Source organism: Streptomyces sp. NPDC056527, assembly GCF_042794475.1.
GTDB lineage: Bacteria > Actinomycetota > Actinomycetes > Streptomycetales > Streptomycetaceae > Streptomyces.
On the sequence record NZ_JBHTTQ010000111.1, the window covers coordinates 1 to 23,672 of the forward strand.

Genomic DNA, 23,672 nt, shown 5'->3' on the forward strand with positions numbered 1-23,672 from the left:
GTGGCCGTACCGGCCACCGCCGCCGTCGGCGCCGTACGGCCTCCAGGGACGCGGCTCGGAATGGCACGGTCGGCCGAGCCTTGGGATCCTTGTCCCCGGAGGACCGCCATGACGCACGACCCGCCGTTGTCTCCGTCGGAGGAACCCACACCGCGCGAGAACGACCGCCGGGTGGACCGGCCCGACGGCGCGGACGCGGACGCGGACGGCAAGCGGCGCCGGCTGTTCCGGCTCACGCTGCCCGGCTGCTGGGGTGCGCTCGCCCTCGCCTGTCTGTCCTTCACTCCCTCGCTGCTGCCTCGCGGGGGCGTGCTGCAAGGAATCGTGTGCGGCATCGGCGCGGCCATCGGCTACGGGCTCGGCGTGGTCGCGGCGTACGTGTGGCGCGCCTTCGCCGACCGTGACGCCCGAAGCCCCTCCCGCAGATCGTGGCTCGTCCTCCTCGTCAGCGCGATCGTGCTGTTCGGCCTCTCGTTCGGACTCGGTCAGTACTGGCAGCACGAGATCCGCCGGCTGATGGAGGTCACCGACTACAACGTCCTCGCCACCATCGCCTGCCCGTTCGTCGCCGCTCTCGTCTTCTGGCTGCTTCTGATGGCAGGACGGGGGCTCCGGCGCCTGTATCGCTGGACCACCCGTCTCCTCGGGCGCTGGATCGGCGAGCGGGCGACGAAAGTGGTCGGCTGGCTGCTGGTGGCGGGCCTCGCGTGGTCCGTGTTCACCGGGGTGCTGTTGCAGGGCCTCGTGAGCGCGGCCAACGAGACGTTCTCGCTGCGCGACACGCACACACCGGAGGGCGTGCACCAGCCGACGTCGGCCCTGCGCTCCGGCGGACCGGGCTCCGTCGTGCCCTGGGACTCGCTGGGCCGGGAAGGCCGGGCCTTCACCGGCAGCGGACCGTCGGCCCGGGACATCGGCGCGTTCACCCATCGCACGGCACTGGAGCCCGTCCGGGCCTACGCCGGGCTCGCGACCGCCGACGACGCGGAGACCCGGGCGGCGCGGGCCGTCGCCGACCTCCGGCGGGCGGGCGGCTTCGAGCGCGAGAACCTCCTGGTCATGACCACGACGGGGAGCGGCTGGGTCGATCCCGCCGCCGTCGAGTCCTTCGAGTACCTCGGCAACGGCGACTCGGCCACCGTGGCGATGCAGTACTCGTACCTGCCGTCGTGGCTGTCCTACCTCGTCGACCAGTCCAAGGCCCGCGAGGCCGGGCGCGAGCTCTTCGACGCGGTCTACGACACCTGGTCCAAACTGCCCCAGGACCAACGGCCGCGGCTGTTCGTGGCGGGCGAGAGTCTGGGGTCGTTCGGCGGCGAGACGGCCTTCAGCGGGGAGTACGACCTGCGCAACCGCACGGCCGGGACCCTGTTCGCGGGCCCCCCGAACTTCAACACCCTGTTCCGCGGGTTCAGCGATCACCGCGATGCGGGAAGCCCCGAGATCGAGCCCGTCTACAAGGAGGGGCGGACCGTCCGGTTCACCGACGACCCCTCCACCGTCCCACCCCCGGCGGACCGGCCGTGGGACGGCACGCGCGTGCTCTACCTGATGCACCCCTCCGATCCGATCGTCTGGTGGAGTCCCGACCTGGTCTTCTCCGAACCCGACTGGATCGGCGAGGCGCCCGGCGACGACGTGCTCGAAGCGATGGTGTGGATTCCCTTCGTGACCTTCTGGCAGGTCACCGCCGATCTGCCGTTCTCCACGGGTGTCCCGGACGGTCACGGCCACACCTACAAGGTGGCGTACGTCGACGGCTGGAACGACATCATGCGGCCGTCCGGGTTCACGGAAGAGGATCTGGACCGGCTGAAGGACATCGTGCGGCCGGAAGGCTGAGCGCCACACCGCCACACCGCCACATCGCCACACCGCCCCACCGCTTCGGCGCACCGCCGCCCGCACCGTTCGCGCGGTCAGCGCAGCAGATATCCGACGACGTATCCCAGTGCGTTCACGGCCCAGTGCAGGCCCATGGGGGCGAGCAGACTCCCGCTGCGGCGGCGCAGTTCGCAGAACAGCACGCCCGCTGCCGCCGTGAACAGCACGGCCGACAGGACCGCCAGGGCGGCCCCCGTTGCGGAGTCCCCGAAGACCGTGGTCAGGGCGGGTTTCGCGGTCGCGAGGTGCAGGGACGGCAGCACGTGCCACAGGCCGAAGAGCAGGCTCGACACGGCTGTCGCCCAGACCGTCCCGCGGACCCGGCGCACCAGACCGTACAGCACCCCGCGAAAGGCGATCTCCTCCAGCAGGACCGTGCCGACGGGGACCAGCACGAGGACACGGATCAGTAGCTCGCCGCCGCTGAGATCGGCGTATCTCCGGTCCTCGAAGAGCGTGCGGGTGGCCGGCAGCAGAGCACCGACCAGGTAGACGACGGCGACCAGACCGATCAGGGCCAGTGCCCACCGGGCGCCCCGGGCGAGCGTGCCGGGCGCCAGGCCGGCGTCCTCCCAGGTACCACCGGCCGCCCGGAGCACGCCCAGGAGCAGGACGCTCGCCACGACCGCCGTCGCCAGGCCGGGCAGGCCCGTCCAGCGGTGCATGACGAGGTTGGCGGCGGCCAGGAGGGCCAGGACGATTCCCACGGCGGGCCAGGTGCCGATCCCGTCGGGCCCGGTCGAGGTGGGGCGGTGTGCTCCCGGGGTGAGGGGCATCGGCCTTCCCCATCTCTGCGCCGACGGTTCGTCTCCGCCTCCCCTCGGCCCACGCTACCGGGGACCTTCCCGGGGCGCTCCAGGACGAACGCCCTCACCGAACGCGAAAGGTGATCCGCAGCGGGCGCAGGCCCGGCCGTTCGGTGGTGCGCAGCACCGCCTCGCCCGCTTCGGTGGCGCGGACGTCCCAGGCGCGGAAGCCCGGGTCGGACTCGAAATCCACCGGTACGAGGACGATCGCCGTGCCCTCGACGGTCGGGGTGGCCTCGCGCCAACGGCCGGAGAGGCGCAGCTGGGTCGTCTCGCCGAGGGCGAGCGTGAGGGTGCGGCCGGCGTCGTCCTGGGTGAGAGCCGCCGGGGCGGGCGGCGCGGGTGCGGTGGTGGTCGCCGTGGGGGTGGTGGTGGGAGGGGCGCTGGTGGGGGTGGCGGTGGAGGTTCGGGCGGGTGGGCTCGGGTGGTTCGGCGGCGGGGGTTCGTCGGTGCAGGCGGCCGCCGCCACCCCGAGGAGCAGGGCGGCGGCGGCGCGCGGCAGGAGCGTCATCCTTGTCATACGAGCGGGATGTTGATGCAGGTGAGGATGGCCGCCTGAGCGGAGAGCTGCTGCTTGGTGGCGGCGGGGTCGAGACGTACCTTCTCGGCGTTCTGGAGGGCCTCCAGGAAGGGCGTGTCCGCCTTCAGGTCGCTGTCGGTGTCGACGAGTTCGTACGGCTCGAAGGCTCCGTTGGCGAAGTTGAGCCAGGCGGCGAGCAGTTGGCGGTCGAGGGAACGCTTCGGGTCGAGGAGCAGGTTGAGGAAGAGGACGTCCGCGGCCTTGCCCTGGGTGGACACGTCCACCTTCTCGGGGAACACCGCGCTCGCGTGCCGGACGATCTTCAGATAGCAGTCCAGCGTCTGCTTGCCGAGCCCGGTGAGGTCGCCGGTCAGGTACTTGACGTACCAGACGTCGGCGAGGAGCGACAGCGGGGCGTTGCCCTGGACGATGACCGGCATCCCGTCGGTCCCCGTGCCGCCGTCGTCGTCGCGTGCCGTGAAGGACAGGTCGTACAGGCAGGGCTTGGTGTACGTGTGGGCCTGGGCGTCCGTCAGGTCGCGCGGCTGGACGCTGGGACTGCGGGCGGGATCGGGGTCCGGCGGGTTGACGAGCGAGGTGGTCGTGGTGGCCGGTGTGCCGTCGCCCCAGGCCCAGCTCATGGTCTCGTCGTCGCTGCCGGGGTCGGTGAGCCGGGCGGTGTACCGCTTCTCCTCGCCGGCGTGGACGACGAGCGTCCGCCCGCCCGCGAGCGGCACGGCATCGGTCTTGTCGATGGCGACGGCCGGGTCGACGTTGGCCACGGTGACAGCGGCTTCGCGGCAGGTGGTGGTGTCGTCGTCGCTGCCGCAGACCTTCACGGTGAAGGTGCCGTTGTCGCCGAAGACGAGTTCGCGGCTGAAGGTGAGGGTGGCGTCGGGGCGGTTGTTCTCCAACTGTCCCGGCAGGGCGACGGGTTTGCCGTCGCCGGGGTCGATGGTGGCGGTGAGCGGGTCGAGCCAGCCCGGGTCGGTGACCGTGCCGGTGACGGTGAGCTTGCCGCCCTCCTCACGCGGTCCCTGGACGGTGAAGGTCACCGTGGGCGCCACGTTGGTGACGGTCACGGTCGCCGTGTCGGTGTCGGCTCCCGCGGCGTTGCCCACGCGCAGGCCGACGGTGGACGTGCCGTCCTGGCCGACCCGGTCGAAGAGCGGGCTGACGCCGGTCGCGTCGTCGTAGGCGCCGTCGCCGTCGAAGTCCCAGCTGTAGCCGCCGCCTCCGCCGGGGACGGTGGAGCCGCTCGCGTCGAGCCGTACGTCGGCGCCCTCCCTGGTGGTGTACGGCCCGCCCGCGTCGGCGGTGGGCCGGCAGCTCGCCGGGTAGTCGGTCGCCGGGTTGGCCTGGTCCTGGCTCGGCGAGGTGGCGCTCGCGCCCATCCCCCGGCGGGCGAACACGCCCCACAGCAGGCACTGGTTGGCGCCCGCGTGGTCGGCCCGGTCGGCGGCGAGGATGCCGTCACGTGCGTCCAGGAAGTCGGGCGTGGAGGGCGTCAGCTTCATGCCGTCGACCATCAGCTGCTCGTGCCGCTGCTTGCCGGTGGCGTAACCGTACGCGCCGACGAGCGCGGTGCGCATGTCCCACATGGCGGTGGCCCAGATCTCGCCGTCGGCGTGCACGCTGCAGGTGCCGTCGTCGCAGAGGTCGGCGTAGGTGAGGTGGCTGTTGTCGTACGCGACGCGGCGGATGCCGGTGGCCCGGCCGTTGTTGTACTCGCCGTACACCGGGTCGTTCCACAGCGAGGTGGCCACGGCGTCGCTCCAGCCCTCGCCGAGCGCGCCGGTCTGCTCACCGTCGCCCATCTCGCCGCCGCCGACGAGCCGGTGGGACAGGCCGTGGCTGTACTCGTGGGCGATGGTGTCGCCGTTCATGGCCCGGTGCACGTTGTGGTTGTCGCAGGAGGCGCGTCCGACGAAGAGCCGCATCGTCGGGTTCTGGCCGTCGTCGGGTGTGCCGAAGTTGGCGTTGCAGGCGGAGTCCCCGTTGGCGTCGTAGTCGACGTAGACCTGCACGCGGTCGCCGCCGACGCCGCCGTTGCCGAGGTTGTCCTCCTGGAAGTTGCCCGACGCCTCGTCGAATCCGAGCCCGTAGAGGTGGTCGTGCAGGCGGTTGACGTAATAGAAGGCCTGCGTCACGACCGCGTCGCGGTCGGTGGTGAGGTCGGTGCCGCCGCTGGTGCGGAACGCGTCCGTGAAGGTGTGGTCGAAGTGCTGGTAGTCCGGGTCTCCGGCGGCCGGGGTCTGGGGCTGGTGGCCGACGGTCTCCCGGCCGTCGAGGTCCTGGGAGACCTCGGCGTTGTTGCCGGTGGTGACCCGGCCGGTGACCCAGGACCGGCCGAGGCCGCTGAAGGGGACGGTCGTCGCGCTGCCGAGGGTGGGGTTCTGGTCGGTGAAGACCCGGCCCTGGGGACCCTCGTTGCTGGTGAGGTCGGTGCGCAGGAGGACGGTGCCGTTCCCGGCGTCGACGACGGTCTCGTAGAGGTGGTCGTTTTCGGCAGTCAGTGCGGTCCGCCAGGCCGGGCGGGCGGTGCCGTCGGGGAGCGGGAGGGTGACCCTCGTGGCGGTGGCGGTGCCGGGCGGGGTGTCGGTGCCGACGGAGGCCGCGGCCCGGTCCAGCGCGGCGCTCTTGTCGAGGGCGACCGTTCCGGTGGCGCGGGCCTTCCGGACGAGGCCGCCGGTGACGGTGAGGATGCGGCCGGCCGCGTCGACGGCCACCGAGAGGCGGGCGCCGTGGACGGGGACGCCCCGGTCGCTCTGGCCGACGAAGACATGCCGTACGCCGTTGTGCTCGGTGCGGTACGACTTGACCACGGCGAGGGCGTCGAGCTCGGCGGCGGAGAGGCCGTAGAGGTCCGCGTGGTCGCGTACGTGGTCCAGCGCGAGGGTGCGCGCGTCGGTGGTGCTGGTGGCGGTGAGGGCGTTGCGCCCCTGCGGGGTGAGCAGCCTCGGCGTACCGAACCGGCTCCAGCGGATCGCCGTGCCGCCGAGTTCCCGGGCGGCATGCAGCTGCCCGGCCGTGGGCGGGACGCGCTTGTCTCCGCGTACGTCGATGTTCGGGTAGGGCAGATCCGGTTGTTCCTGGGCCGCTCTCCGCTGCGTCCCGGGTCGTTCGCCGGCGGTGGCTGCCGACGGTGTGACCGTGACCGCCGGCAGTGCGAGCAGGACCGCGCCGATGAGCAGTGATCGTGCGCGCCTGGATAAGCGGGTGGGTGGCATCGCTCTCCCCCGTCGATTGGCCTTCTGACTGCGAACCCGGGACACGGTACGTGCGCATGACAAGTCGGCGGAAGGGCGCGTACCGCCGGCTCCGGACCCGACGGCGACCGTCGCCTCCGGGGGTGGCCCCGTGGGCCGTGCCCGCCGCCGCGGGAGCCATGGGCTCTTCGGGGGCATCCGCCACGGGACGCCGCGCGGCGCCGGAGCGCGCCCCGAGGGATCGGGATATCAGTGGTCGCAGGCGGCGGTCGGCGGCGACCGCCACGGTTCTGAAAGGCCGGAGCCCGATGACCGTCCAACCCATCCCCGAGGGATATCCGCGGGTCACGCCGTACCTCTGTACCGACGGAGCCGCGGCCGCGATCGACTTCTACGTGTCCGTGCTCGGCGCGGTCGAGAAGATGAGAATGCCCGCGCCCGGCGGCAAGATCGGCCATGCCGAACTGGAGCTGGGCAATTCGGTCATCATGCTGGCCGACGAGTACCCGGACATCGGATTCCGCTCGCCGAAGTCGGTGGGCGGCACGCCCGTCACCCTGCATGTGTACGTGGAGGACGTCGACGCCGTCTTCGCCAGGGCCCTCTCCCGCGGCGCCACGGAGGTGTCGCCGGTCAAGAACGAGTTCTACGGCGACCGCACCGGGCAGTTCGAGGACCCCTTCGGCCATCGCTGGAACGTCGCCACGCACGTGGAGGACGTCCCCGCGGACGAGATGGAGAAGCGCGCCGCGGAGGCCCTGCGGTCCATGGACCCCTCGGCGGACGGCGACTGAACCGCCCACCCGGGAGGGGCGGCGCGCGGAGGCCGCGCCCTCCTGCCCGCCGCCCCCTTCTGCCGGAGCGTGACCCACCCCGCGAACCCTCGTGGGGTCGCTCACCGGACCTCAGTGCTGATGGGTCCCACCGGAGGTCCGCCCGGCCGGCTCCTCCTTCGCGGCCCCCGCGCCGTGGCTGCCGTGGTCTCCGTGGCCCGGTACGGTGCCGTCCGGCTTGGCCACCAGGAAGAGGCCGGCCATGCCCATGTCGGAGTGGCTCTGGACGTGGCAGTGGTACATCCAGGCACCGGCGCCGACGTGTTCGCCCGCGATGATCTGGAAGCCGAACGAGTCCGCCGGGCCGGTGATCTTGTTGTCGATGACCCGGCTGACGTCCTCCGGGCCGGAGAGGAGACCCGTGCGGTTGTCGGCCCAGCGGTGACCGTGCATGTGGAAGGTGTGGTAGTACTCGCCGTGCGTGATCATGACGATCTCCACCCGGTCGCCCACCGTGGCAAGGAAGTCGGGCGGATCGGCCGCCGGCCGGTTGTTGATCGTCATGTCGTTGAAGACGATCGTGAACTGCTTGTCCGGGAGGATGTCGCCCTTGCGGCGCACCACCAGGGCGCCGTACAGGCCCTTGCGGATGCCTCCGGTGCCGTGGTCCGTGCCCACGACGTGATCGTGATAGTGCCAGTACCCGGCGCTGCCGGGGCGCCAGGTGCCGTCGGAACGGCGGCCGGGCGCATGGGTGCGCCAGGTGTACGTGCGGGTGGCGCCCGGTTCGACGTGGCTGCCGCTCATCCTCGTACCGTCGTTGTCGATGTCGTAGTCCACGCCGTGCGGATGGAGGCTCACGGGGACGTCCATCAGGTTCTCGAACTCGATGTGGATCGTGTCGCCCTCGTTGAGCTCGATCAGCGGGCCGGGCACGGACGCCTTGCCCTTCTCCAGGCCGTACCCCATCCGCCCGTCGGCCAACTTCTCCGCGTACAGCTTGAGATGGCGTATCTGCCCACCCGCCGGGGCAGTTCTCGGTGTGGCGGCAGCGCCGGGTGTGGCACTGGAGGCGGAGGTGAGAGACAACGATGTCACGCCGGTCGCGGCGACGGCCCCGCCCGCGAGCAGTCGACGGTTGAAGCTGCGTCTGTCCATGCCGAACTCTCCGCTTCTCGGTGGAGATTGACGGGGTGAAGGCCCCTGGGGACGGCCCACACCGTAGCGGGACGGCTCCAGTTTCTCCACGCTCAGGACAAAGTTCGTCCCGTTGTGGTCATAGGTATTGGCGAACCGCGCAAAGGGGTCTAGCTTCAACGGCTGTTGTTGTGACCTCAGAGGGATGGGTGACCCATGAAGCGCACACCACATCACCAAGCGAGATCAAGAACAGGCTTTGTCGTGGCGGCACTTGGGGCGGGAGCCCTGACCGCGTCGCTGCTCGGCGGAGACCCCGCCTCGGCCAGACCGTATCCGGATCTGCCGTCGACCATGGCTTCGACAACGTTGTCCCTGCCGTCTCCACCGGGCGGCGCTAACGTACGGGTGCTCGTCTTCCACGGGTCGGCGACCGAGGAGTCGCCGACGGTCGACGCGGGCATCGCGGCCGTCGAGACCATCGGGCTGTCCGGTCCGACCGCCGGCCGCTACCGCACGGAGGCCACCGACGACCCGAGCGTCTTCACCGACGCCAAGCGGCTCGGCAGGTACAACGCGGTGGTGTTCCTGACCGGGGGCGGCGATGTGCTCGACCCGGATCAGGAGGCCGGCCTTGAGGCGTACATGGAGGCGGGCGGCGGATTCGTCGGCGTCCACGAGGCGGCGCGCACCGAGCCGTACTCCACATGGTTCACGGGCCTGGTCGGTGCGCGACCCACCGGCGCCCCGAGCAGTGCGCAGCGTGCGGTGGTGGAGGTCGGCGACCGGCAGCACCCGGCCACCAAGTCCCTTCCCCTGGAGTGGAAGCGCCCCGACAAGTGGTTCAACTGGGACCGCAACCCCTCCGGCACGGTGCACACCGTGGCGCGGGTCCGAGAAGGCTCGTACCAGCCGGCGGCCAAGCCGAACGGCTGGGACCACCCGGTGTCCTGGTGCCGTGACTACGACGGCGGCCGGTCCTTCTACACCGCCATGGGCGGCACCGTCGACAGCTACGCCGAGGCGGACTTCCGCGACCATCTGCGTGGTGCGATCTCCTGGACCGCCCGTATCTCCCAGGCGGACTGCAAGGCGACCATCGACGCCAACTACACCGCCGAGCGCGTCACCAAGCCCAACCAGCCCGGCCAGAACGACCAGATCGGCGAGCCGCACGGCCTGGTCGCCGCTCCCGACGGGCGCATCCTGTACATCGGCCGCGGCGGTGCCGACTCCACCGTCCCGGTGGTCACCGACTGGAACAACCCGGACATCGGCAAGGGCAACGGCGAGGTCCACGTCTACGACCCGAGGACCAAGCAGGTCACCAAGGCCGGCGCGCTCACCGTCTTCGGCAACAAGGGCGGCGGCGACGAGCTGGTCAAGAACGAGGAGGGTCTGCTCGGCATCGAGCTCGATCCCGACTTCATGACCAACGGCTGGGTCTATCTGCACTACACACCGCACTCGCGGATCGACCGCGAGGCGCACATGGGCGAGCGGAGGGTCTCCCGCTTCACGCTCGACCTCGCGTCGAACAGGCTCGACCTGGCGAGCGAGAAGGTGCTGCTGAGCTGGCCGGTCCAGATCCACAGCTGCTGCCACGCGGGCGGTGGCATGGCGTGGGACTCCAAGGGCAACCTCTACATCGCCACCGGAGACACCAACTCCTCCGGATCCAGCGGTGGTTACTCGGGCAACAACCCGGCTCCGAACTTCAAGGGCGTCTCCTTCGCGGACGCACGCCGCACCGCGGGCAACACCAAGAACCTCAACGGCAAGATCCTGCGGATCCACCCCGAGGACGACGGCACCTACACCCTGCCCACGGGCAATCTCTTCACCGGCGAGGAGACCGACGAGGGCGGCGGGAAGACCCGGGGCGAGATCTACGTGATGGGCGTACGCAACCCCGCGCGCATCTCCGTCGACAGGACGACCGACATCCTCTACGCGGGCTGGGTCGGCCCCGACGCGGGCGCGCCCTCGACGACCTGGGGGCCCGCCAAGTACGACACGTTCGCCGCGATCACCAGGGCGGGCAACCACGGCTGGCCGTACTGCATGGGCAACAAGCAGCCCTACCGGGACCGCGGCCTGACCGATCCGAGCAAGCCGCTCGGCTGGTACGACTGCAACGCGCCCAAGAACGAGTCGCCCAACAACGACGGGCTGGTGAACCTGCCGCCGGTGACGGCGAACACCATCTGGTACTCGCCCCAGGGCGGCGGCGTGGACTACCCGCGGGACGCGAACGGCGTCCCGAGCTACAAGCAGGAGGAGCAGAAGCTGCTGCTCCCGTGGCTCAAGGGCGGCGGGCAGGCGACCATGAACGGCCCGCTGTACCGCTACGACGCGGCGAGCGACTCGACCGTGAAGTGGCCGTCGTACTGGGACGGCAAGTGGTTCGTCGGTGACTTCTACGACGGGGAGCAGCCACGGCATGCCGTGCTGACCGACCCGAAGACCGTCGGCAAGGGCGGACTGCCCGTGCACGCCGAGTCGTTGAAGAAGATCATCCCGGTCGGGCAGGGCGGGATCCGCAACCTGATGGACTGGAAGTTCGCCCCCGACGGCTCGCTCTACGTACTCGACTACGGGCGGGGCTTCTTCACCTCGCACCCCGACTCCGCGCTCTGGCGCGTGACCTACAAGGGCGGCGGGCCCACCCCGGCCGCGGACCAGCTGGCAAGGAAGGCGACGCGGTGACCATGAGACACAGAGGCCCGAGGCTGTGGGCGGCGCTGCTGGCCGCCGTGGCGATGATCGTGGGGCTGACCTCGGCGGCCGCCTACGGCCGGTCCGACGACGGACGGCAGAACGCCGCGGCGCAGGTGCTGACCTGGAAGGCGGGCGACCCGATCGACCGCTATCTGGAGTTCCCCACCACGGCGGTCGCGGGTGCCACCACCATCGTCTTCGAGAACAGCACGGCCACCGGCAACACGACCGGCATGCCGCACACCCTGACGTTCGACGTCTCCGACCCCGAGTACAACAACGACGTCCCGCTCAACATCCTGGCCAATCCGAACGACGCCGACGGCGGCCGGCACACGGCCGAGGTGACCCTGACCCCGGGCCGGTACCTCTTCAAGTGCACGATCCCCGGGCACGGCCAGATGCAGGGCATCCTCACGGTCACCGAGGGCGGCGGCGAGGACACCACCGCGCCCGAGACGACCGCGAAGGTCGACGGGGACCGCAACGCCGACGGCGCCTACGTCGGCCAGGCGACGGTCACGCTCGGCGCCACCGACGCCGGTTCGGGTGTCGACAAGGTGGAGTACGCGGTCGGCGCCGACGGCCCGTGGCAGCCGTACACCGTCCCGGTCGTCGTCGACCAGGTCGGCGCACACACGATCCGCTACCGGGCGAGCGACAAGGCGGGCAACACGGCCGCCGAGAAGACCGCCGCGTTCACGGTGGTGGCCCCGCCCACCGACGACACGACAGCGCCGGAGACCTCGGCGACCGTGACCGGTGAACAGGACGACCAGGGCCGCTACCTCGACATGGCCACGGTGACGGTCACCGCGTCCGACACCGGGTCGGGCGTCAACACCATCGAGTACGCGATCGGCGACGGCGCCTGGCAGCCGTACACCGCCCCCGTGATGGTGCACGAGGCCGGCACCCACACCGTCCGCTACAAGGCGAGCGACAAGGCCGGCAACACGGCGGCCGAGAAGTCCGTCGGCTTCACGGTCGTGACGCAGCCCGACCCCGACACCACGGCCCCCGAGGCCACGGCGTCGGTCGCGGGTGTGCGCAACTCCGACGGCGCGTACATCACCAGCGCCACGGTCACCCTGTCCGCGACGGACACCGGCTCGGGCGTCGAGCGGATCGAGTACTCGCTCGACGGCGGCCCGTACCTCGCCTACACCACCCCGGTGATCGTCGACCGCGTCGGCCACCACACGGTGCTGTACCGGGCGACGGACAAGGCGGGCAACACCACGACGGCGAGGAGCACGGCCTTCACCGTCGCCGAGGGCGGCGGGGTGCCGGCGCCCGACTGCCCCGAGTTCGACGAGCGGTCGACCGTCATCGTCGGAACCGTCGACACCGGGGTCCCGAACCGGATGACGAACAGCCGCTGCACCGTCAACGAACTCATCGAGGACGAGAAGGACTGGTCCTCGCACGCGCTGTTCCTCAAGCACGTCGACACCGTGATCGACCGGCTGCTCGCCGACGGCGTCATCGACACCCGCGAGCACAAGAAGATCTACCGCGCCGCCAAGCAGTCCGGCATCGGCAAGCCGGGGCAGACCGAGGGCTACCGTGATCTGTTCGACGGCAGCGCGTCGAGCTTCTCGAAGTGGCAGCACGTCGGCGGCGGACAGTTCGCGCTGAGCGCGGACGGGGCCATGACCAGCAGCACCACGGTGCCGGGCATGGGCATGCTGTGGTTCCCGCAGCGGCAGTACGGCGACTTCTCGCTCAAGCTCCAGTGGCGCGACGACGCCCCCGGGGCAGGCAATGCCAACGGCGGTGTCTTCGTGCGCTTCCCGTACGTCCACGGCAACCCCGAGGAGGCCCGTCCCGAGTGGGTCGCCATCAAGTACGGCCATGAGATCCAGGTCCTCGACCGGCCCGACGGCGACATGTACAAGACGGGCTCGGTCTACGGCTTCGACCGCGTCGGCCTCGCCGGCGCCGGGGTGACGCCCAAGGGCACCTGGAACGACTACGAGATCCGGGTGGAGGGCCAGCACTACTCGGTCTTCCGCAACGGCAAGCTGATCAACGAGTTCGACAACACCGGTGGCCAGCTCTTCCAGCCGCCGCGTGGCGACGACCCGGGCACGGACGGCCGGCGCTACGCCTCCGGTTACATCGGTCTCCAGGTCCACGGCACGACGGACGTCATCTCCTACCGCAACATCCGGGTGAAGGAGCTGTAGACCGCGTGAGGCCCCTCTCCCGCGCCGGGAGAGGGGCCTGTCGCGGGTCCGGGTCGCTAGGGCAGGTTCTGCTCCGCCCAGACCACCTTGCCGGTGACGGTGCGACAGGAGCCCCATCTGCGGCACAGCATGTTGATGAGCTGGAGCCCCCGGCCGCCCTCGTCACTGAGGTCCGCGTGCTGGATCTGGGGCAGGTCGGGGCCCGTGTCCGAGACCTCCACGACGAGGCGGTCGCCGCGCAGGAGACGGAGTCGGCCGGGCCCGTTGCCGTAGCGCAGGGCGTTGCCGACGAGTTCGGAGACGACGAGTTCACAGACGTCCGCGAGCTCCGTCAGCTCCCACGCGGCGAGCTGGTCCGTGACCAGGCCCCGGGCCACGGACGCGGCGCGCCCTTCCCTCGGCAGCTCCCACTCGCACAGGTCGCTCGGAGCTCCGGAGGCGGTCGCCGCGACGAGCAGCACGGCCTCGTCGAACCGGGACGCGTCGGCGGGGGCGCAGCCGATGAGTCCACCCCTTTCGAGGGCCTCGGGCGCCAGGCCACGGGCCGCCGACCGCAGGCGCTCCAGCTGGTGGTCCACGTCCGCCTGCCGGGACTTGACCAGACCGTCGGTGTACATGGCCAGGTGGCCGCCCTCCGGGACCTTCAGCCGGATCGGGTCGTACGGGATCACTCCCGCTCCGAGCGGCGCGCCGACCGGGACGTCCACGAACTCGGCCGAGCCTTGCCCGTCGAGGAGCAGGGGTGGCAGGTGGCCGGCGCTGGCCAGCGTGTAGGTGGAGTCGGCCGGGTCGAAGACCGCGCAGAGGAAGGTGGCGACCTGCTCGTCCTCCAGGTCACGCGTGGCGAGGTCGAGCCGGGCGAGGACGCGTTCCGGGGCCATGTCCAGGGTCATCAGGGTGCGGGCGACCGCCCGCAGGCGCCCCATGGTCGCGGCGGCGGGCAGCCCGTGACCCATGACGTCGCCCACCATGAGGGCCGTACGTCCGCCCGGCAGGGCCATGACGTCGTACCAGTCGCCGCCCACCCCGTGGTGGGCCGTCGAGGGCGCGTACTCGGCCTGGACACGCAGCCCCGGCGTCACCGGGGTGGCGCGCGGCAGAAGACTGCGCTGCAACGAGACGACGTGCTCACGCTCACGCCCGTACAGCCGGGCGTTGTCGATGTAGACGGCGGCCTGGGAGGCCAGCTGTTCCGCCAGTGCGAGGTCGGTGGAGGAGAACGGGCGTGTCCCGGGGCCGCGTACGAAGTCCGCACTGCCGAGCAGCAGCCCGCGGGCGATCAGCGGCACCGCGAGATAGCTGTGCACCCCGGCGGCGCGCATCTGCGCCGCGGCGCTCTCCGTCGGCGCGACCTTGATGTAGTCGTCGTGTCGCATGCGGCTCACCAGCACCGGGCGGCCTTGGCGCAGACAGTACCGGTGGAGCAGGGTCTCGTGGGCCTCCTCCGTGCGGACGAAGGTCTCGCCCACCGGAGTCGGCTCAAGGGACGACAGCTCCTCGACGGCGCAGAGCGCGATGGCCCGCATGAGCGGGACGCCCGTACCCGTCCACCGGGAACCCTCGTCGCCCCGCAGGACACTCTCCAGGATGTCGACGGCGGCCCCGTCGGCGAAGCCGGGCACGGTGAACTCGGCCAGTTCCTGGGCGGTGCGCTCCAGGTCCAGGGTGGTGCCGATCCTGGAGCCGGCGGAGCTCAGCCAGGCGAGCCGGCCGCGCGTGGTCAGCCGGTCGAGGGGGACCTCGCCGCTGCTTCCGCCGAGCCGCCTGCGGGCACCGGCCGAGCGGTGAACCGCGGCGCCCTTCCCGGCCGAGGCACGGCTGGTGAGGCGCCGTCTCCCGTTGCCACCGTTCACTCGTTCGGCCTCCAGACAGGAACTCGACCGTTGTTGGTGCACATCATGCACCGGCCCTCTGTGGCCCGACCGGCCGGATGCTAGGGGGACTTGGCCGACGGGGGTGTGATGCAAGCAGTGAGCAGGGTGATGTCGTCGTCGGCCGAGCCGGGGACCAGGCGGGTGATCAGTGCGTCGCAGACATGGTCCAGCGAGGTCTGGGGTTCCGTGAGCAGGCGCGTCAGATCGGTGAGGCGTTCGTCGAGGTCGGCGCCGCGGCCTTCGACGAGCCCGTCGGTGTAGAGGACGATGATGCTCCCGGCGGGCAACGTGACCTCGGTCGTCGTGAAGTCGACTCCACCGACGCCCAGGGGGACACCGGACGCGGTCGGCAGGATGTAGGCCCTGCCGTCGGGCTCCAGGACGGCGGGGGGCGGGTGGCCGGCGCGGGTGATGGTGCACCGGCCGGTGGCGGGGTCGATGACGACGAAGAGGAAGGTGGCGAGCATCGGCTCGGCGAGGTCGGCGAGGGTGGCTTCGAGCTGGTACAGCAGGTCGACCGGGGTCATGTCGAGGCGGGAGAGGGCCCTCACGGTCGCCGAGAGGCGGCCCATGACCGCGGCCGCGGCGATGCCGTGTCCCATCACGTCGCCGATGGCGAGCGCCGCCTTGCCGTCGGGCAGGGGCAGTACGTCGTACCAGTCGCCCCCGACCTCGTTGATGTCGCTCGCGGGCAGATAGCGGTGGGCGATCTCGATGCCCGGCGGCGGTGTGACGTGCTGCGGCAGCATGCTCCGCTGAAGGACCACGGCGGTCTCGTGCTCGTGCTGGTACAGGCGCGCGTTGTCGATGCTGACGGCGGCGCGGGTGGCGAGTTCTCCGGCGAGGGTGACGTCCTCGGATCCGTACGGCGCTCCGGGCCGGGTCCGGCAGAAGGTGGCCACACCGATGACGAGGTCGCGGGCGATCAGCGGCACCATCATGAAGGAGTGCACGCCCTTGTCGACCAGCTGGGAGGGCACCGCGGTGAAGCGGTTCACGTGCGCGACGGCCTGCTCGTCGAGCTGGGCCATCAGATACGGCTGACGGGCCCTGATGGCCTGCGTGTACGGCGCCCCGGCCGGGAAGATGAGGGTGCGCCCGAGGGGGGCGAGGAGGCGGGTGATCGCGGTACCGGTCAGCGGGGCCTTCCCCAGGCGCCGCACGGCGACACCACCGGCGAGACCCGGGCCCGGTTCGTCGCCGCGGGCGAGGCTGTCGAGGATGTCGACGGTGACGGCGTCGCCCAGCTCCGGCACGGCGAGATCGGCCAGCTCCTGGGCCGTGCGCTCCATGTCGAGGCTGGCGCCCACGCGAGAACTGGCCTCGCTCAGCAGGGCGAGCCTGCGCCGCCCCGCCTCCGCCGCGAGGTGGTCATTGTGCTGGGCGGTGACGTCGGCGAGGGTGGCGATCACGCCGATCGGCCGGCCTGCCGGGTCCTCCATCCTCACGTACGAGCACGACCAGACGTGCTCGTGATCGGGGTCCGCCGGGGTGCGACCGGCACGGTGCCGGTCCAGCACCGGCTCACCGAAGTCCAGGGCCTGACGCATGGCCTCCTCGATCTCGCCCGCGTTGACGTCGGGGAGCAGCTCGCTGAGGCGCCGTCCGACGTGGGCCTCCTCGGGCAGGCCGTTCATCTGCTCCAACGCGGGGTTGACCCGCAGGAAGCGGAGCTCGGTGTCGAGAAGGCCGATGCCGACCGGTGAGCGGGCGAACAGCCCGTCCCACACCGCCGAGGTTCCGCGGATCCGCCGGGTCGTGTGCGCCTCGGCGGCGAAGATCAGTACCGCCGATGCGCCGCGGCGCCGGTCGGGGACGGGGCAGGCCCAGATCTCCAGCTCCAGCGGGTACTCGTCGTGGTGCCAGGCGGTGACCGTGCCCATCACCCCGCGTCCTGTGGCCGCCGTCTCCCAGAGGGCACGGCCGAGGCTGCGGTCGGCGCCCGGATGGAGGAGTTCGGCGATGTGCCGCCCGACCACGTCCGGCGGAGAGTAGCCGAGGAGCTCCTGGGCACCGTGGTTCCAGCGGACCACCGTCCCGTCGGACGCCGTGGCCACCTGCGCCACCGCCAGGGAGCCCACCCAGCCGCCGGCGTGCTGTGCGGCCCCGCTGATCAGCTCCTCGATCGGTTGCTCACTCACCGGTGCCCTCCCTTCACGCTCGGGGACCGTCCGACGCCTGGGCGTCACCCGGCCGCACGGTGCTTCTCCCGCGGCCCGGACGACGCTCGGTCGTGCTTCCCACACCCCCATCGTCGCGCCGGTCGCCCGGCGGCGCCCGCGTACGGACCGGGAACGCGACGCCCGCGCACCCGCCCGAAGGGGGCGGGCCGCCGAGTCTGTCCGGTTTTTACATGAGATGAGCCACAGTCGCCGGAGGCGCTTCCCCCTTCCGCACCCGGTGCCCGCTCTGGTAGACGTGGCGAATCCTGTTCGATTTCGCCGAAGGCACCGCCATGAACCAGGCTCCCGATTCCGACCACGTCTCCTTCACCATCGACCTCACCGCCGAGGAAGCCCGCAGGCGGGCCGAGGTCGTCGCGGCACTGGGACCCGACTGGGACCCGGTGGCCGTCCTGCGGGACGAGGAGGCCGCGCACGCCCTGCTCTACTCGGGGCTGGACGCCGAGCAGCAGCGGATCCACGACATGCTGGTGGCGGCGGGTGTGCTGCCCGGACAGGAGCCGGGCCGTGCGGCTTCCCATTGACCCCCACGCCGACCGGGCCCGCCGCGCCTGGGTCGCCTGCCCGGGCTGCGACGACGCCCGGGACTGCGCGACCTGCACGGAGCGCCGCAACTGTTCGGAGCACTGGCGCTACCTGATAGCCAACAAGGGGCCCAGGGTCCATCTGCAGTGCCCGAACTGCACCCACACCTGGACCCTCGACACCGCCCGCGACCGCCGCGCCCGGGGCTGACGCTCAGCAGATCCGCGGCAGCTGCTCACCGAGCGGCATGTCCACCACCCGCGTGCCACCGAGGCCGGTACGGGCGACCACCATGCCCGGATGCGCCTCGACGGCCTCCCCGATCACGGCCGCCCCGGCGCCCAGCGGGTGGGCGCGCATCGCGGCGAGCACGGCGTCGGCGTGCTCACGCGGGACGAAGGCCACCAGCTTCCCCTCGTTCGCCACGTACATCGGGTCGAGGCCGAGCACCGCGCAGGCGTTGGCCACCGGGTCGGGGACGGGGACGGCCCGCTCCTGGACGACGATGCCGGTGCCCGACGCGGCCGCGATCTCGTTGAGCGAGGCCGCCAGTCCTCCCCGGGTGGGGTCCCGCAGCACATGCAGGTCCGGCGTGACCGCGAGCATCGCCTCGACCAGCCCGCCGAGCGGCGCGCAGTCGCTCTCGATCTCGACCCCGAACTCCAGGCCCTCGCGCACGCTCATGATCGCCACGCCGTGGACGCCGACGGGCCCGCTGACGATCACCACGTCACCGGGTACGACGCGCTGCGGGCGGAGGTCGACACCGGGCGGGATCAGACCGATTCCGGAGGTGTTGATGTAGACACCGTCGCCGTGACCGGCCTCCACCACCTTGGTGTCACCCGTGGCCACCTGCACGCCCGCCGCTCGTGCCGCGGCCCCGAGAGCGTTCGCCACCCGGGCCACGACCTCGGTCTCCACCCCCTCCTCCAGGATGAAGCCGCAGGACAGGTAGGCCGCGCGGGCGCCGCTCATGGCGAGGTCGTTCACCGTGCCGTTGACGGCCAGATCGCCGATGCTGCCCCCGGGGAAGAACAGGGGGCGCACCACGAAGGAGTCGGTGGAGAAGGCCAGCCGGGCGCCGCCGAGTTCGACTGTGGCGGCGTCGGTGGTGACCGAGAGCGCGGGCCCGCCGAAGGCGGGCGCGAAGATCTGCTCGACCAGTTCGGCGGAGAGTGCGCCTCCCCCGCCGTGGCCCATCACCACGCGCGGCTGGTCCCGCAGGGGTGCCGGGCACGTCCAGGCGAACATGTCGGGTGCCTGCTCCGCAGGGGTGGCGCGGGTGAGCTCAGACAACGGAACTGCCCTCCAGGGCCGGGGACTTCGGGGCCGGGGACTTCGACGTCGGGGTGGAGAGGTCGAGCCGTCGGTAGAGGTAGTAGGCGGCGCAGGCCCCCTCGCTGGAGACCATGGTGGCGCCCAGCGGAGAGCGGGGGGTGCATTTCGTACCGAAGGCCTCGCACTCGTGGGGCTTCAGCAGTCCCTGCAGGACCTCGCCGCTGCGGCACTCGGCCGGCTCACGGGTGTCGATCCCCTCGACGGAGAACCGCTGCTCGGCGTCGTAGGCGCGGTACCGCTCCGACAGCCGCCAGCCGCTCTCCGGGATCACTCCGATCCCCCGCCACGCCCGGTCGGTGACCTCGAAGACATCGTCCAGCATCGCCCGGGCGGCCGGGTTGCCCTCGGGCAGGACCGCCCTCGGATAGGCGTTCTCGACGGTGTGCTCTCCTCGCTCCAGCTGGAGCACGGTCCGCCGCACCCCTTCGAGGATGTCCAGCGGTTCGAAGCCGGTGACGACGATCGGCACCCGGTGGCGTGCGGCGAGTTCGGGGTACTCCGCCGTGCCCATCACACTGCACACGTGCCCCGCGGCGAGGAATCCCTGGACTCGGCAGTCCGGCGAGTTCATGATCGCCTCGATCGCCGGGGGCACCCGGACGTGGGAGACCAGCAGGCTGAAGTTGCGGATGCCGAGCTTGCGCGCCTGATGGACCGTCATCGCGTTGGGCGGGGCGGTCGTCTCGAACCCGATGCCGAAGAAGACCACTTCGCGGTCCGGGTTCTGCTCGGCGATCCGCAGCGCGTCGAGCGGCGAGTAGACGACCCTGACGTCACCGCCCTGCCCTCGGACCTGGAAGAGGTCGCGGCCGGTACCGGGAACGCGCAGCATGTCGCCGAAGGAGCAGAAGATCACGCCGGGGCGGGACGCGATCTCCAGCGCCTTGTCGATCACCTCCAGCGGCGTCACACAGACCGGACAGCCCGGTCCATGGATCAACTCCACCTCGGGTGGCAGCAGTTGGTCGATCCCGTGCCGGATGATGGTGTGGGTCTGGCCGCCGCAGACCTCCATCAGCGCCCAGGGCCGGGTCACCGTCGCCCGGATCTCGTCGAGCAGCCGTCGGGCCAGCTCGGGATCCTGGAACTCGTCGATGTACTTCACCGCGTCACCTCTCCGGCGAGGCCGTCCTGCGCCGGCCGCTCGCTGCCCGTCGCTTCGGCGGCCTCCCACGGGTCGCCGAACTCCTCCTGGAGCATGCCGAGGGTCTCGAACAGCTCCAGCGTCCTCCTGGCCGACTCCTCGTCCAGACGCTGCAGGGCGAACCCGACATGGACGATGGCGTACTCACCGGGCTTCAGGTCCGGCAGGTACTCCAGGCACACCTCCTTGACCACACCGCCGAAGTCGACGGTGGCCATCCGGGTGCCGTCCCGGTCCTCCACGTCCAGCACTTTTCCGGGTACCGCCAGGCACATGAGTGTCTCCTCACTGTCGCTCTCGTCGTGGCATGCCGGAGGCCGCCCGGTCGGGGACACGGGCGGCCACGACGAGCTGGCCGAGAGCCAGACCGCCGTCGTTCGGCGGGATCAGGCGATGGCGCAGCACGGTGAAGCCGTCCTCCCGCAGTCCTTGGGCGCAGCCTGAGGAGAGCACCGTGTTCGCGAACACTCCCCCGGTCAGGGCGACGGTCTCCACGCCGGTCTCACCGCGGGCGGCGGCGCACACGGTGCGTACCAGGCGCGCCACGGCACGGTGGAACCGTGCGGCCACGACGGCGGCGCAGGTGCCGTCCAGCACGTCGGCGGCCACCGCCGTCAGCAGGGGCGCGGGGTCGGCGGTGAGCGGGGCTCCGGACCGCCGCGGGCCGAGCCGGAAGGCGTAGCGTCCGTCCTCGGCCACGGCCGGTGCGCGCAGTGCCGCGGCCTCCAGCTCGATCGCGGCCTGCGCCTCGTATCCGGCGTGGTGGCAGATCCCCGCGAGGGAGGAGACGGCGTCGAAGAGGCGTCCCATGCTGGACGTGGGCACGCAGTTCAGCTCGCGCGCCAACTGCTGTTCCAGTACGGAGAGTTCACCCGGCTCGCAGGCTCGTGTGCAGGGCAGTGCGGGGTCGGCGGTGAGACCCGCGGCCCGGAGGTGGGCCAAAGCCATGCGGTAGGGCCGTCGTACGGCCGCGTCGCCGCCGGGCAGGGGTACGTAGGCCAGGTGCGCGAACCGCGTGAACCCGGCGTAGTCCGCGACGAGGAACTCGCCGCCCCACACGGCTCCGTCGAGACCGTAGCCGGTGCCGTCGAAGGCCACGCCGATCACGGGCCGGGTGCCGTCGAGTCCGTTCTCGGCCATCGCCGCCGCGACATGGGCGTGGTGGTGCTGCACCGTCACGACCGGCCGCCCGACGGCATGCCGCCGCGCCCAGCGGGTGGACCGGTAGGCGGGGTGCCGGTCCGCGGCGAGCAGGCCGGGGCGCACGCCCGTGACGGACTCCAACTGCCGCTCGGCGGAGGCGAGGGCGAGCTGGGTGGCGAGGTCGTCCATGTCGCCGATGTGGGCGGAGAGCCAGGCCTTGCGCCCCTCGCCGAGGCAGAAGGTGTTCTTCAGATCCCCGCCCACGGCGAGGGCGGGGGCGACCTCGACGGGCAAGGTGACCGGCAGCGGGGCGTACCCCCGGGAGCGGCGCAGCGTCAGCTGCTCACCGTCGCAGACACGGACGACGGAGTCGTCGCAGGGCACGTGGATGGGGCGGTCGTGCAGGAGCCAGGCGTCGGCCAGACCGTCGAGCCGGGTCAGTGCCTCGGCGTCGTCGGTGACGATGGGTTCGCCCGAGAGGTTGCCACTGGTCATGACCAGCAGCCGGGGCCCTTCGCCGTCCGGTGTGCCAAGGCCGAGGAGGAGGTGGTGGACGGGGGTGTACGGGAGCATGACGCCGAGGTCCGGGCTGCCGGGTGCCACCGCTTGCGCCGGCGCGGCCCCGGGGCGCGGCCGGGCGTCGTCGCGGCGCCGCAGGAGGACGACGGGCCGGACGTTGCCGGTGAGAAGCTGCCGTTCGAGCGGGCCGAGGTGCACGAGGGGCTCGATGTCGGCGAGGTCCGCCGCCATCATCGCGAACGGTTTGTCACCACGCGCCTTGCGGCGGCGCAGTTCGGCCACCGCGTCGGGGTTCGTCGCGTCGCAGGCCAGGTGATAGCCCCCGAGGCCCTTGACGGCGAGGATCGCGCCGGCGGCGAGCATCCGACGTGCGGCGGCGATCGGGTCGATGCCGGTGCCGGGGCCGGGGCCGGGACGCATGCCGAGGTCGGCGCCGGGACGGATGCCGAGGTCGGCGCCGGAGCCGGGGGCGGCGCCCCTACGGGTGCCGGGACGCGACGCGACGCCGGAACAGGACTCGGTGCCGGACGCCGTCCACCGACCGCCCGGTGCCGTGACCAGCCGCAGCCGGGGGCCGCAGTGGGGGCAGGCGACGGGCTGGGCGTGGAAGCGCCGGTCCGCCGGGTCCCCGTACTCCCGGGCGCAGTCCGGACACATCGGGAAGTCCGCCATGGTGGTGTGCACCCGGTCGTAGGGCAGACCGGTGACGATGGTGAACCGCGGGCCGCAGTGGGTGCACGTGATGAAGGGGTGCAGATACCGCCGGTCGGCGGGGTCAGCGAGCTCCGCGAGGCAGTCGTCGCAGGTGGCGGTGTCGGGTGGGACGAGCGTGCGGACGGCGCCGCCCTGCCGGGAGGGCACGATCGTGAATCCGCTGTCGCCGCTCGCGGCCACGTCGGCCGTCTCGACGGAATCCACCCGGGCCAGCGGCGGCGCGTCCGGCGCGACGCGCGCGCAGAAGGCCGCCACGTCCGCGGGGTCGCCCTCGACCTCCGCGACGACGCCGTCCGCCGTGTTGGTGACGTGCCCGGACAGGCGCAGCCCGGTGGCGAGGGCGTAGACGTAGGGGCGGAACCCCACGCCCTGCACGACACCGCGCACGACCACCCGGCTGCGCCGCGGGGCCGTGCCGGGGGCGGTTCCGGGCCGTGCCGTGGTCACGCGCCGGCCTGGGCCATCACCGGGGTGTGGACGCGGTTCCCCTCGGCCGCGGCGAGGGCCCGGTCCAGCAGGGCGCCGGCGCCGCGGTCGTCGCGCACCGAGGTGAGGACGACCTCGACACCGGGATTGACCTGCTGGACGTTGTGGCGGAAGGCCGCCTCGTCGAACTCCGCGGCCTCGGCCATGTCGGTCTTGGTGACGATCACCAGCTGGGCGAGGCCGAACGCGGTGGGGTACTTGAGCGGCTTGTCCTCCCCTTCGGTCACCGAGGCGAGCACGACCCGGAGGGACTCTCCCAGGTCGTAACCGGCGGGGCAGACGAGGTTGCCGACGTTCTCGACGAAGAGCAGCCGGGTGGATTCGGGCAGCCAGTCGTGCAGGTGCCGGGCGACCATGTCGGCCTCCAGATGGCACAGCCCGTCGGTGAGCACCTGCTTGACGGGCACTCCCGAACGGGCCAGGCGCCGGGCGTCGTTCTCCGTGGCCAGGTCGGCGGGGAGCGCCGCGGCGGAGACCCCCCGCGCCCCCGCCGGGCCCAGC

The 23,672-nt window shown here is 71.8% G+C and carries 17 protein-coding genes; 6 read left to right on the top strand and 11 right to left on the bottom strand.

Annotation, left to right across the window (positions count from 1 at the left end):
• Positions 1 to 108: 108 nt before the first annotated feature.
• Complete coding sequence (locus tag ACFQ7Q_RS32435; protein ID WP_383561433.1) at positions 109 to 1,842, top strand: alpha/beta hydrolase; 1,734 nt, start codon at positions 109 to 111, stop codon at positions 1,840 to 1,842.
• A gap of 77 nt (positions 1,843 to 1,919) precedes the next feature.
• Here ACFQ7Q_RS32435 and ACFQ7Q_RS32440 read toward each other — a convergent pair whose 3' ends face one another.
• From ACFQ7Q_RS32440 to ACFQ7Q_RS32450, 3 genes are all read right to left on the bottom strand, one after another.
• Entirely contained in the window at positions 1,920 to 2,660 is a 741-nt protein-coding gene (locus tag ACFQ7Q_RS32440) for a CPBP family intramembrane glutamic endopeptidase (RefSeq protein WP_383561435.1), read from the bottom strand.
• 94 nt (positions 2,661 to 2,754) lie between these two features.
• Positions 2,755 to 3,210: a hypothetical protein gene (locus ACFQ7Q_RS32445; RefSeq protein WP_383561437.1), complete on the bottom strand. Its 456-nt coding sequence runs from the start codon at positions 3,208 to 3,210 to the stop codon at positions 2,755 to 2,757.
• On the bottom strand, positions 3,207 to 6,440 hold the full coding sequence (locus tag ACFQ7Q_RS32450; protein WP_383561439.1) for a M36 family metallopeptidase: 3,234 nt from the start codon (positions 6,438 to 6,440) through the stop codon (positions 3,207 to 3,209). The genes ACFQ7Q_RS32445 and ACFQ7Q_RS32450 overlap by 4 nt, the downstream gene beginning before the upstream one ends.
• Before the next feature lie 287 nt (positions 6,441 to 6,727).
• Between ACFQ7Q_RS32450 and ACFQ7Q_RS32455 the strand changes: the two genes are divergently transcribed.
• Positions 6,728 to 7,213, top strand: coding sequence for a VOC family protein (locus ACFQ7Q_RS32455; RefSeq protein WP_383561441.1), 486 nt, complete (start codon positions 6,728 to 6,730; stop codon positions 7,211 to 7,213).
• A gap of 111 nt (positions 7,214 to 7,324) precedes the next feature.
• On the opposite strand, the gene ACFQ7Q_RS32460 is transcribed toward ACFQ7Q_RS32455, so the two are convergent.
• On the bottom strand, positions 7,325 to 8,350 hold the full coding sequence (locus ACFQ7Q_RS32460; RefSeq protein ID WP_383561443.1) for a multicopper oxidase domain-containing protein: 1,026 nt from the start codon (positions 8,348 to 8,350) through the stop codon (positions 7,325 to 7,327).
• A gap of 195 nt (positions 8,351 to 8,545) precedes the next feature.
• Between ACFQ7Q_RS32460 and ACFQ7Q_RS32465 the strand changes: the two genes are divergently transcribed.
• Both ACFQ7Q_RS32465 and ACFQ7Q_RS32470 read left to right on the top strand, forming a co-directional pair.
• A complete protein-coding gene (locus ACFQ7Q_RS32465) occupies positions 8,546 to 11,038 on the top strand; it encodes a ThuA domain-containing protein (protein ID WP_383561445.1) in 2,493 nt (830 codons plus the stop codon).
• A gap of 2 nt (positions 11,039 to 11,040) precedes the next feature.
• Positions 11,041 to 13,242, top strand: coding sequence for an OmpL47-type beta-barrel domain-containing protein (locus ACFQ7Q_RS32470; protein WP_383561447.1), 2,202 nt, complete (start codon positions 11,041 to 11,043; stop codon positions 13,240 to 13,242).
• Between the two features lie 56 nt (positions 13,243 to 13,298).
• Here the strand turns inward: ACFQ7Q_RS32470 and ACFQ7Q_RS32475 are convergent, their stop codons facing one another.
• Together ACFQ7Q_RS32475 and ACFQ7Q_RS32480 are read right to left on the bottom strand one after the other, a co-directional pair.
• A complete protein-coding gene (locus ACFQ7Q_RS32475) occupies positions 13,299 to 15,095 on the bottom strand; it encodes a SpoIIE family protein phosphatase (RefSeq protein ID WP_383561449.1) in 1,797 nt (598 codons plus the stop codon).
• Positions 15,096 to 15,175: 80 nt separating this feature from the next.
• Positions 15,176 to 17,257: a SpoIIE family protein phosphatase gene (locus tag ACFQ7Q_RS32480; protein ID WP_383561451.1), complete on the bottom strand. Its 2,082-nt coding sequence runs from the start codon at positions 17,255 to 17,257 to the stop codon at positions 15,176 to 15,178.
• A 314-nt stretch (positions 17,258 to 17,571) separates the two neighbouring features.
• On the opposite strand from ACFQ7Q_RS32480, the gene ACFQ7Q_RS32485 reads away from it, so the two are divergent.
• Both ACFQ7Q_RS32485 and ACFQ7Q_RS32490 read left to right on the top strand, forming a co-directional pair.
• Positions 17,572 to 17,823 (top strand): DUF6400 family protein, encoded by a 252-nt coding sequence (locus ACFQ7Q_RS32485; RefSeq protein WP_383561453.1) that lies wholly within the window; start codon positions 17,572 to 17,574, stop codon positions 17,821 to 17,823.
• A complete protein-coding gene (locus ACFQ7Q_RS32490; RefSeq protein ID WP_383561455.1) occupies positions 17,807 to 18,034 on the top strand; it encodes a hypothetical protein in 228 nt (75 codons plus the stop codon). Before ACFQ7Q_RS32485 ends, ACFQ7Q_RS32490 begins: the two co-directional genes overlap by 17 nt.
• A 3-nt stretch (positions 18,035 to 18,037) precedes the next feature.
• On the opposite strand, the gene hypE is transcribed toward ACFQ7Q_RS32490, so the two are convergent.
• From hypE to hypB, 5 genes are all read right to left on the bottom strand, one after another.
• On the bottom strand, positions 18,038 to 19,078 hold the full coding sequence (gene hypE / locus ACFQ7Q_RS32495) for a hydrogenase expression/formation protein HypE (protein WP_383561465.1): 1,041 nt from the start codon (positions 19,076 to 19,078) through the stop codon (positions 18,038 to 18,040).
• A gap of 37 nt (positions 19,079 to 19,115) precedes the next feature.
• Positions 19,116 to 20,270 carry a hydrogenase formation protein HypD gene (gene hypD / locus ACFQ7Q_RS32500; protein WP_383561457.1) on the bottom strand — a complete coding sequence of 385 codons (1,155 nt, stop codon included), beginning with the start codon at positions 20,268 to 20,270 and terminating at the stop codon, positions 19,116 to 19,118.
• Positions 20,267 to 20,584 (bottom strand): HypC/HybG/HupF family hydrogenase formation chaperone, encoded by a 318-nt coding sequence (locus ACFQ7Q_RS32505; protein WP_383561459.1) that lies wholly within the window; start codon positions 20,582 to 20,584, stop codon positions 20,267 to 20,269. Before ACFQ7Q_RS32505 ends, hypD begins: the two co-directional genes overlap by 4 nt.
• A gap of 10 nt (positions 20,585 to 20,594) precedes the next feature.
• On the bottom strand, positions 20,595 to 23,132 hold the full coding sequence (gene hypF / locus ACFQ7Q_RS32510) for a carbamoyltransferase HypF (RefSeq protein ID WP_383561461.1): 2,538 nt from the start codon (positions 23,130 to 23,132) through the stop codon (positions 20,595 to 20,597).
• Positions 23,129 to 23,672 (bottom strand): hydrogenase nickel incorporation protein HypB (hypB, locus tag ACFQ7Q_RS32515; RefSeq protein ID WP_383561463.1); only part of this gene is annotated, 544 nt, incomplete at its 5' end. The genes hypB and hypF, both read right to left, overlap by 4 nt.

Excerpts from the sequence above, each read along its gene's own strand:
- ACFQ7Q_RS32485 (WP_383561453.1), top strand. The coding sequence starts at position 17,572 with ATGAACCAGGCTCCCGATTCCGACCACGTCTCCTTCACCATCGACCTC.
- ACFQ7Q_RS32450 (WP_383561439.1), bottom strand. The coding sequence starts at position 6,440 with ATGCCACCCACCCGCTTATCCAGGCGCGCACGATCACTGCTCATCGGC.
- hypE (WP_383561465.1), bottom strand. The coding sequence starts at position 19,078 with ATGTTCGCCTGGACGTGCCCGGCACCCCTGCGGGACCAGCCGCGCGTG.
- ACFQ7Q_RS32435 (WP_383561433.1), top strand. The coding sequence starts at position 109 with ATGACGCACGACCCGCCGTTGTCTCCGTCGGAGGAACCCACACCGCGC.
- ACFQ7Q_RS32440 (WP_383561435.1), bottom strand. The coding sequence starts at position 2,660 with ATGCCCCTCACCCCGGGAGCACACCGCCCCACCTCGACCGGGCCCGAC.
- ACFQ7Q_RS32455 (WP_383561441.1), top strand. The coding sequence starts at position 6,728 with ATGACCGTCCAACCCATCCCCGAGGGATATCCGCGGGTCACGCCGTAC.
- ACFQ7Q_RS32465 (WP_383561445.1), top strand. The coding sequence starts at position 8,546 with ATGAAGCGCACACCACATCACCAAGCGAGATCAAGAACAGGCTTTGTC.
- ACFQ7Q_RS32460 (WP_383561443.1), bottom strand. The coding sequence starts at position 8,350 with ATGGACAGACGCAGCTTCAACCGTCGACTGCTCGCGGGCGGGGCCGTC.
- ACFQ7Q_RS32445 (WP_383561437.1), bottom strand. The coding sequence starts at position 3,210 with ATGACAAGGATGACGCTCCTGCCGCGCGCCGCCGCCGCCCTGCTCCTC.
- ACFQ7Q_RS32505 (WP_383561459.1), bottom strand. The coding sequence starts at position 20,584 with ATGTGCCTGGCGGTACCCGGAAAAGTGCTGGACGTGGAGGACCGGGAC.
- ACFQ7Q_RS32470 (WP_383561447.1), top strand. The coding sequence starts at position 11,041 with ATGAGACACAGAGGCCCGAGGCTGTGGGCGGCGCTGCTGGCCGCCGTG.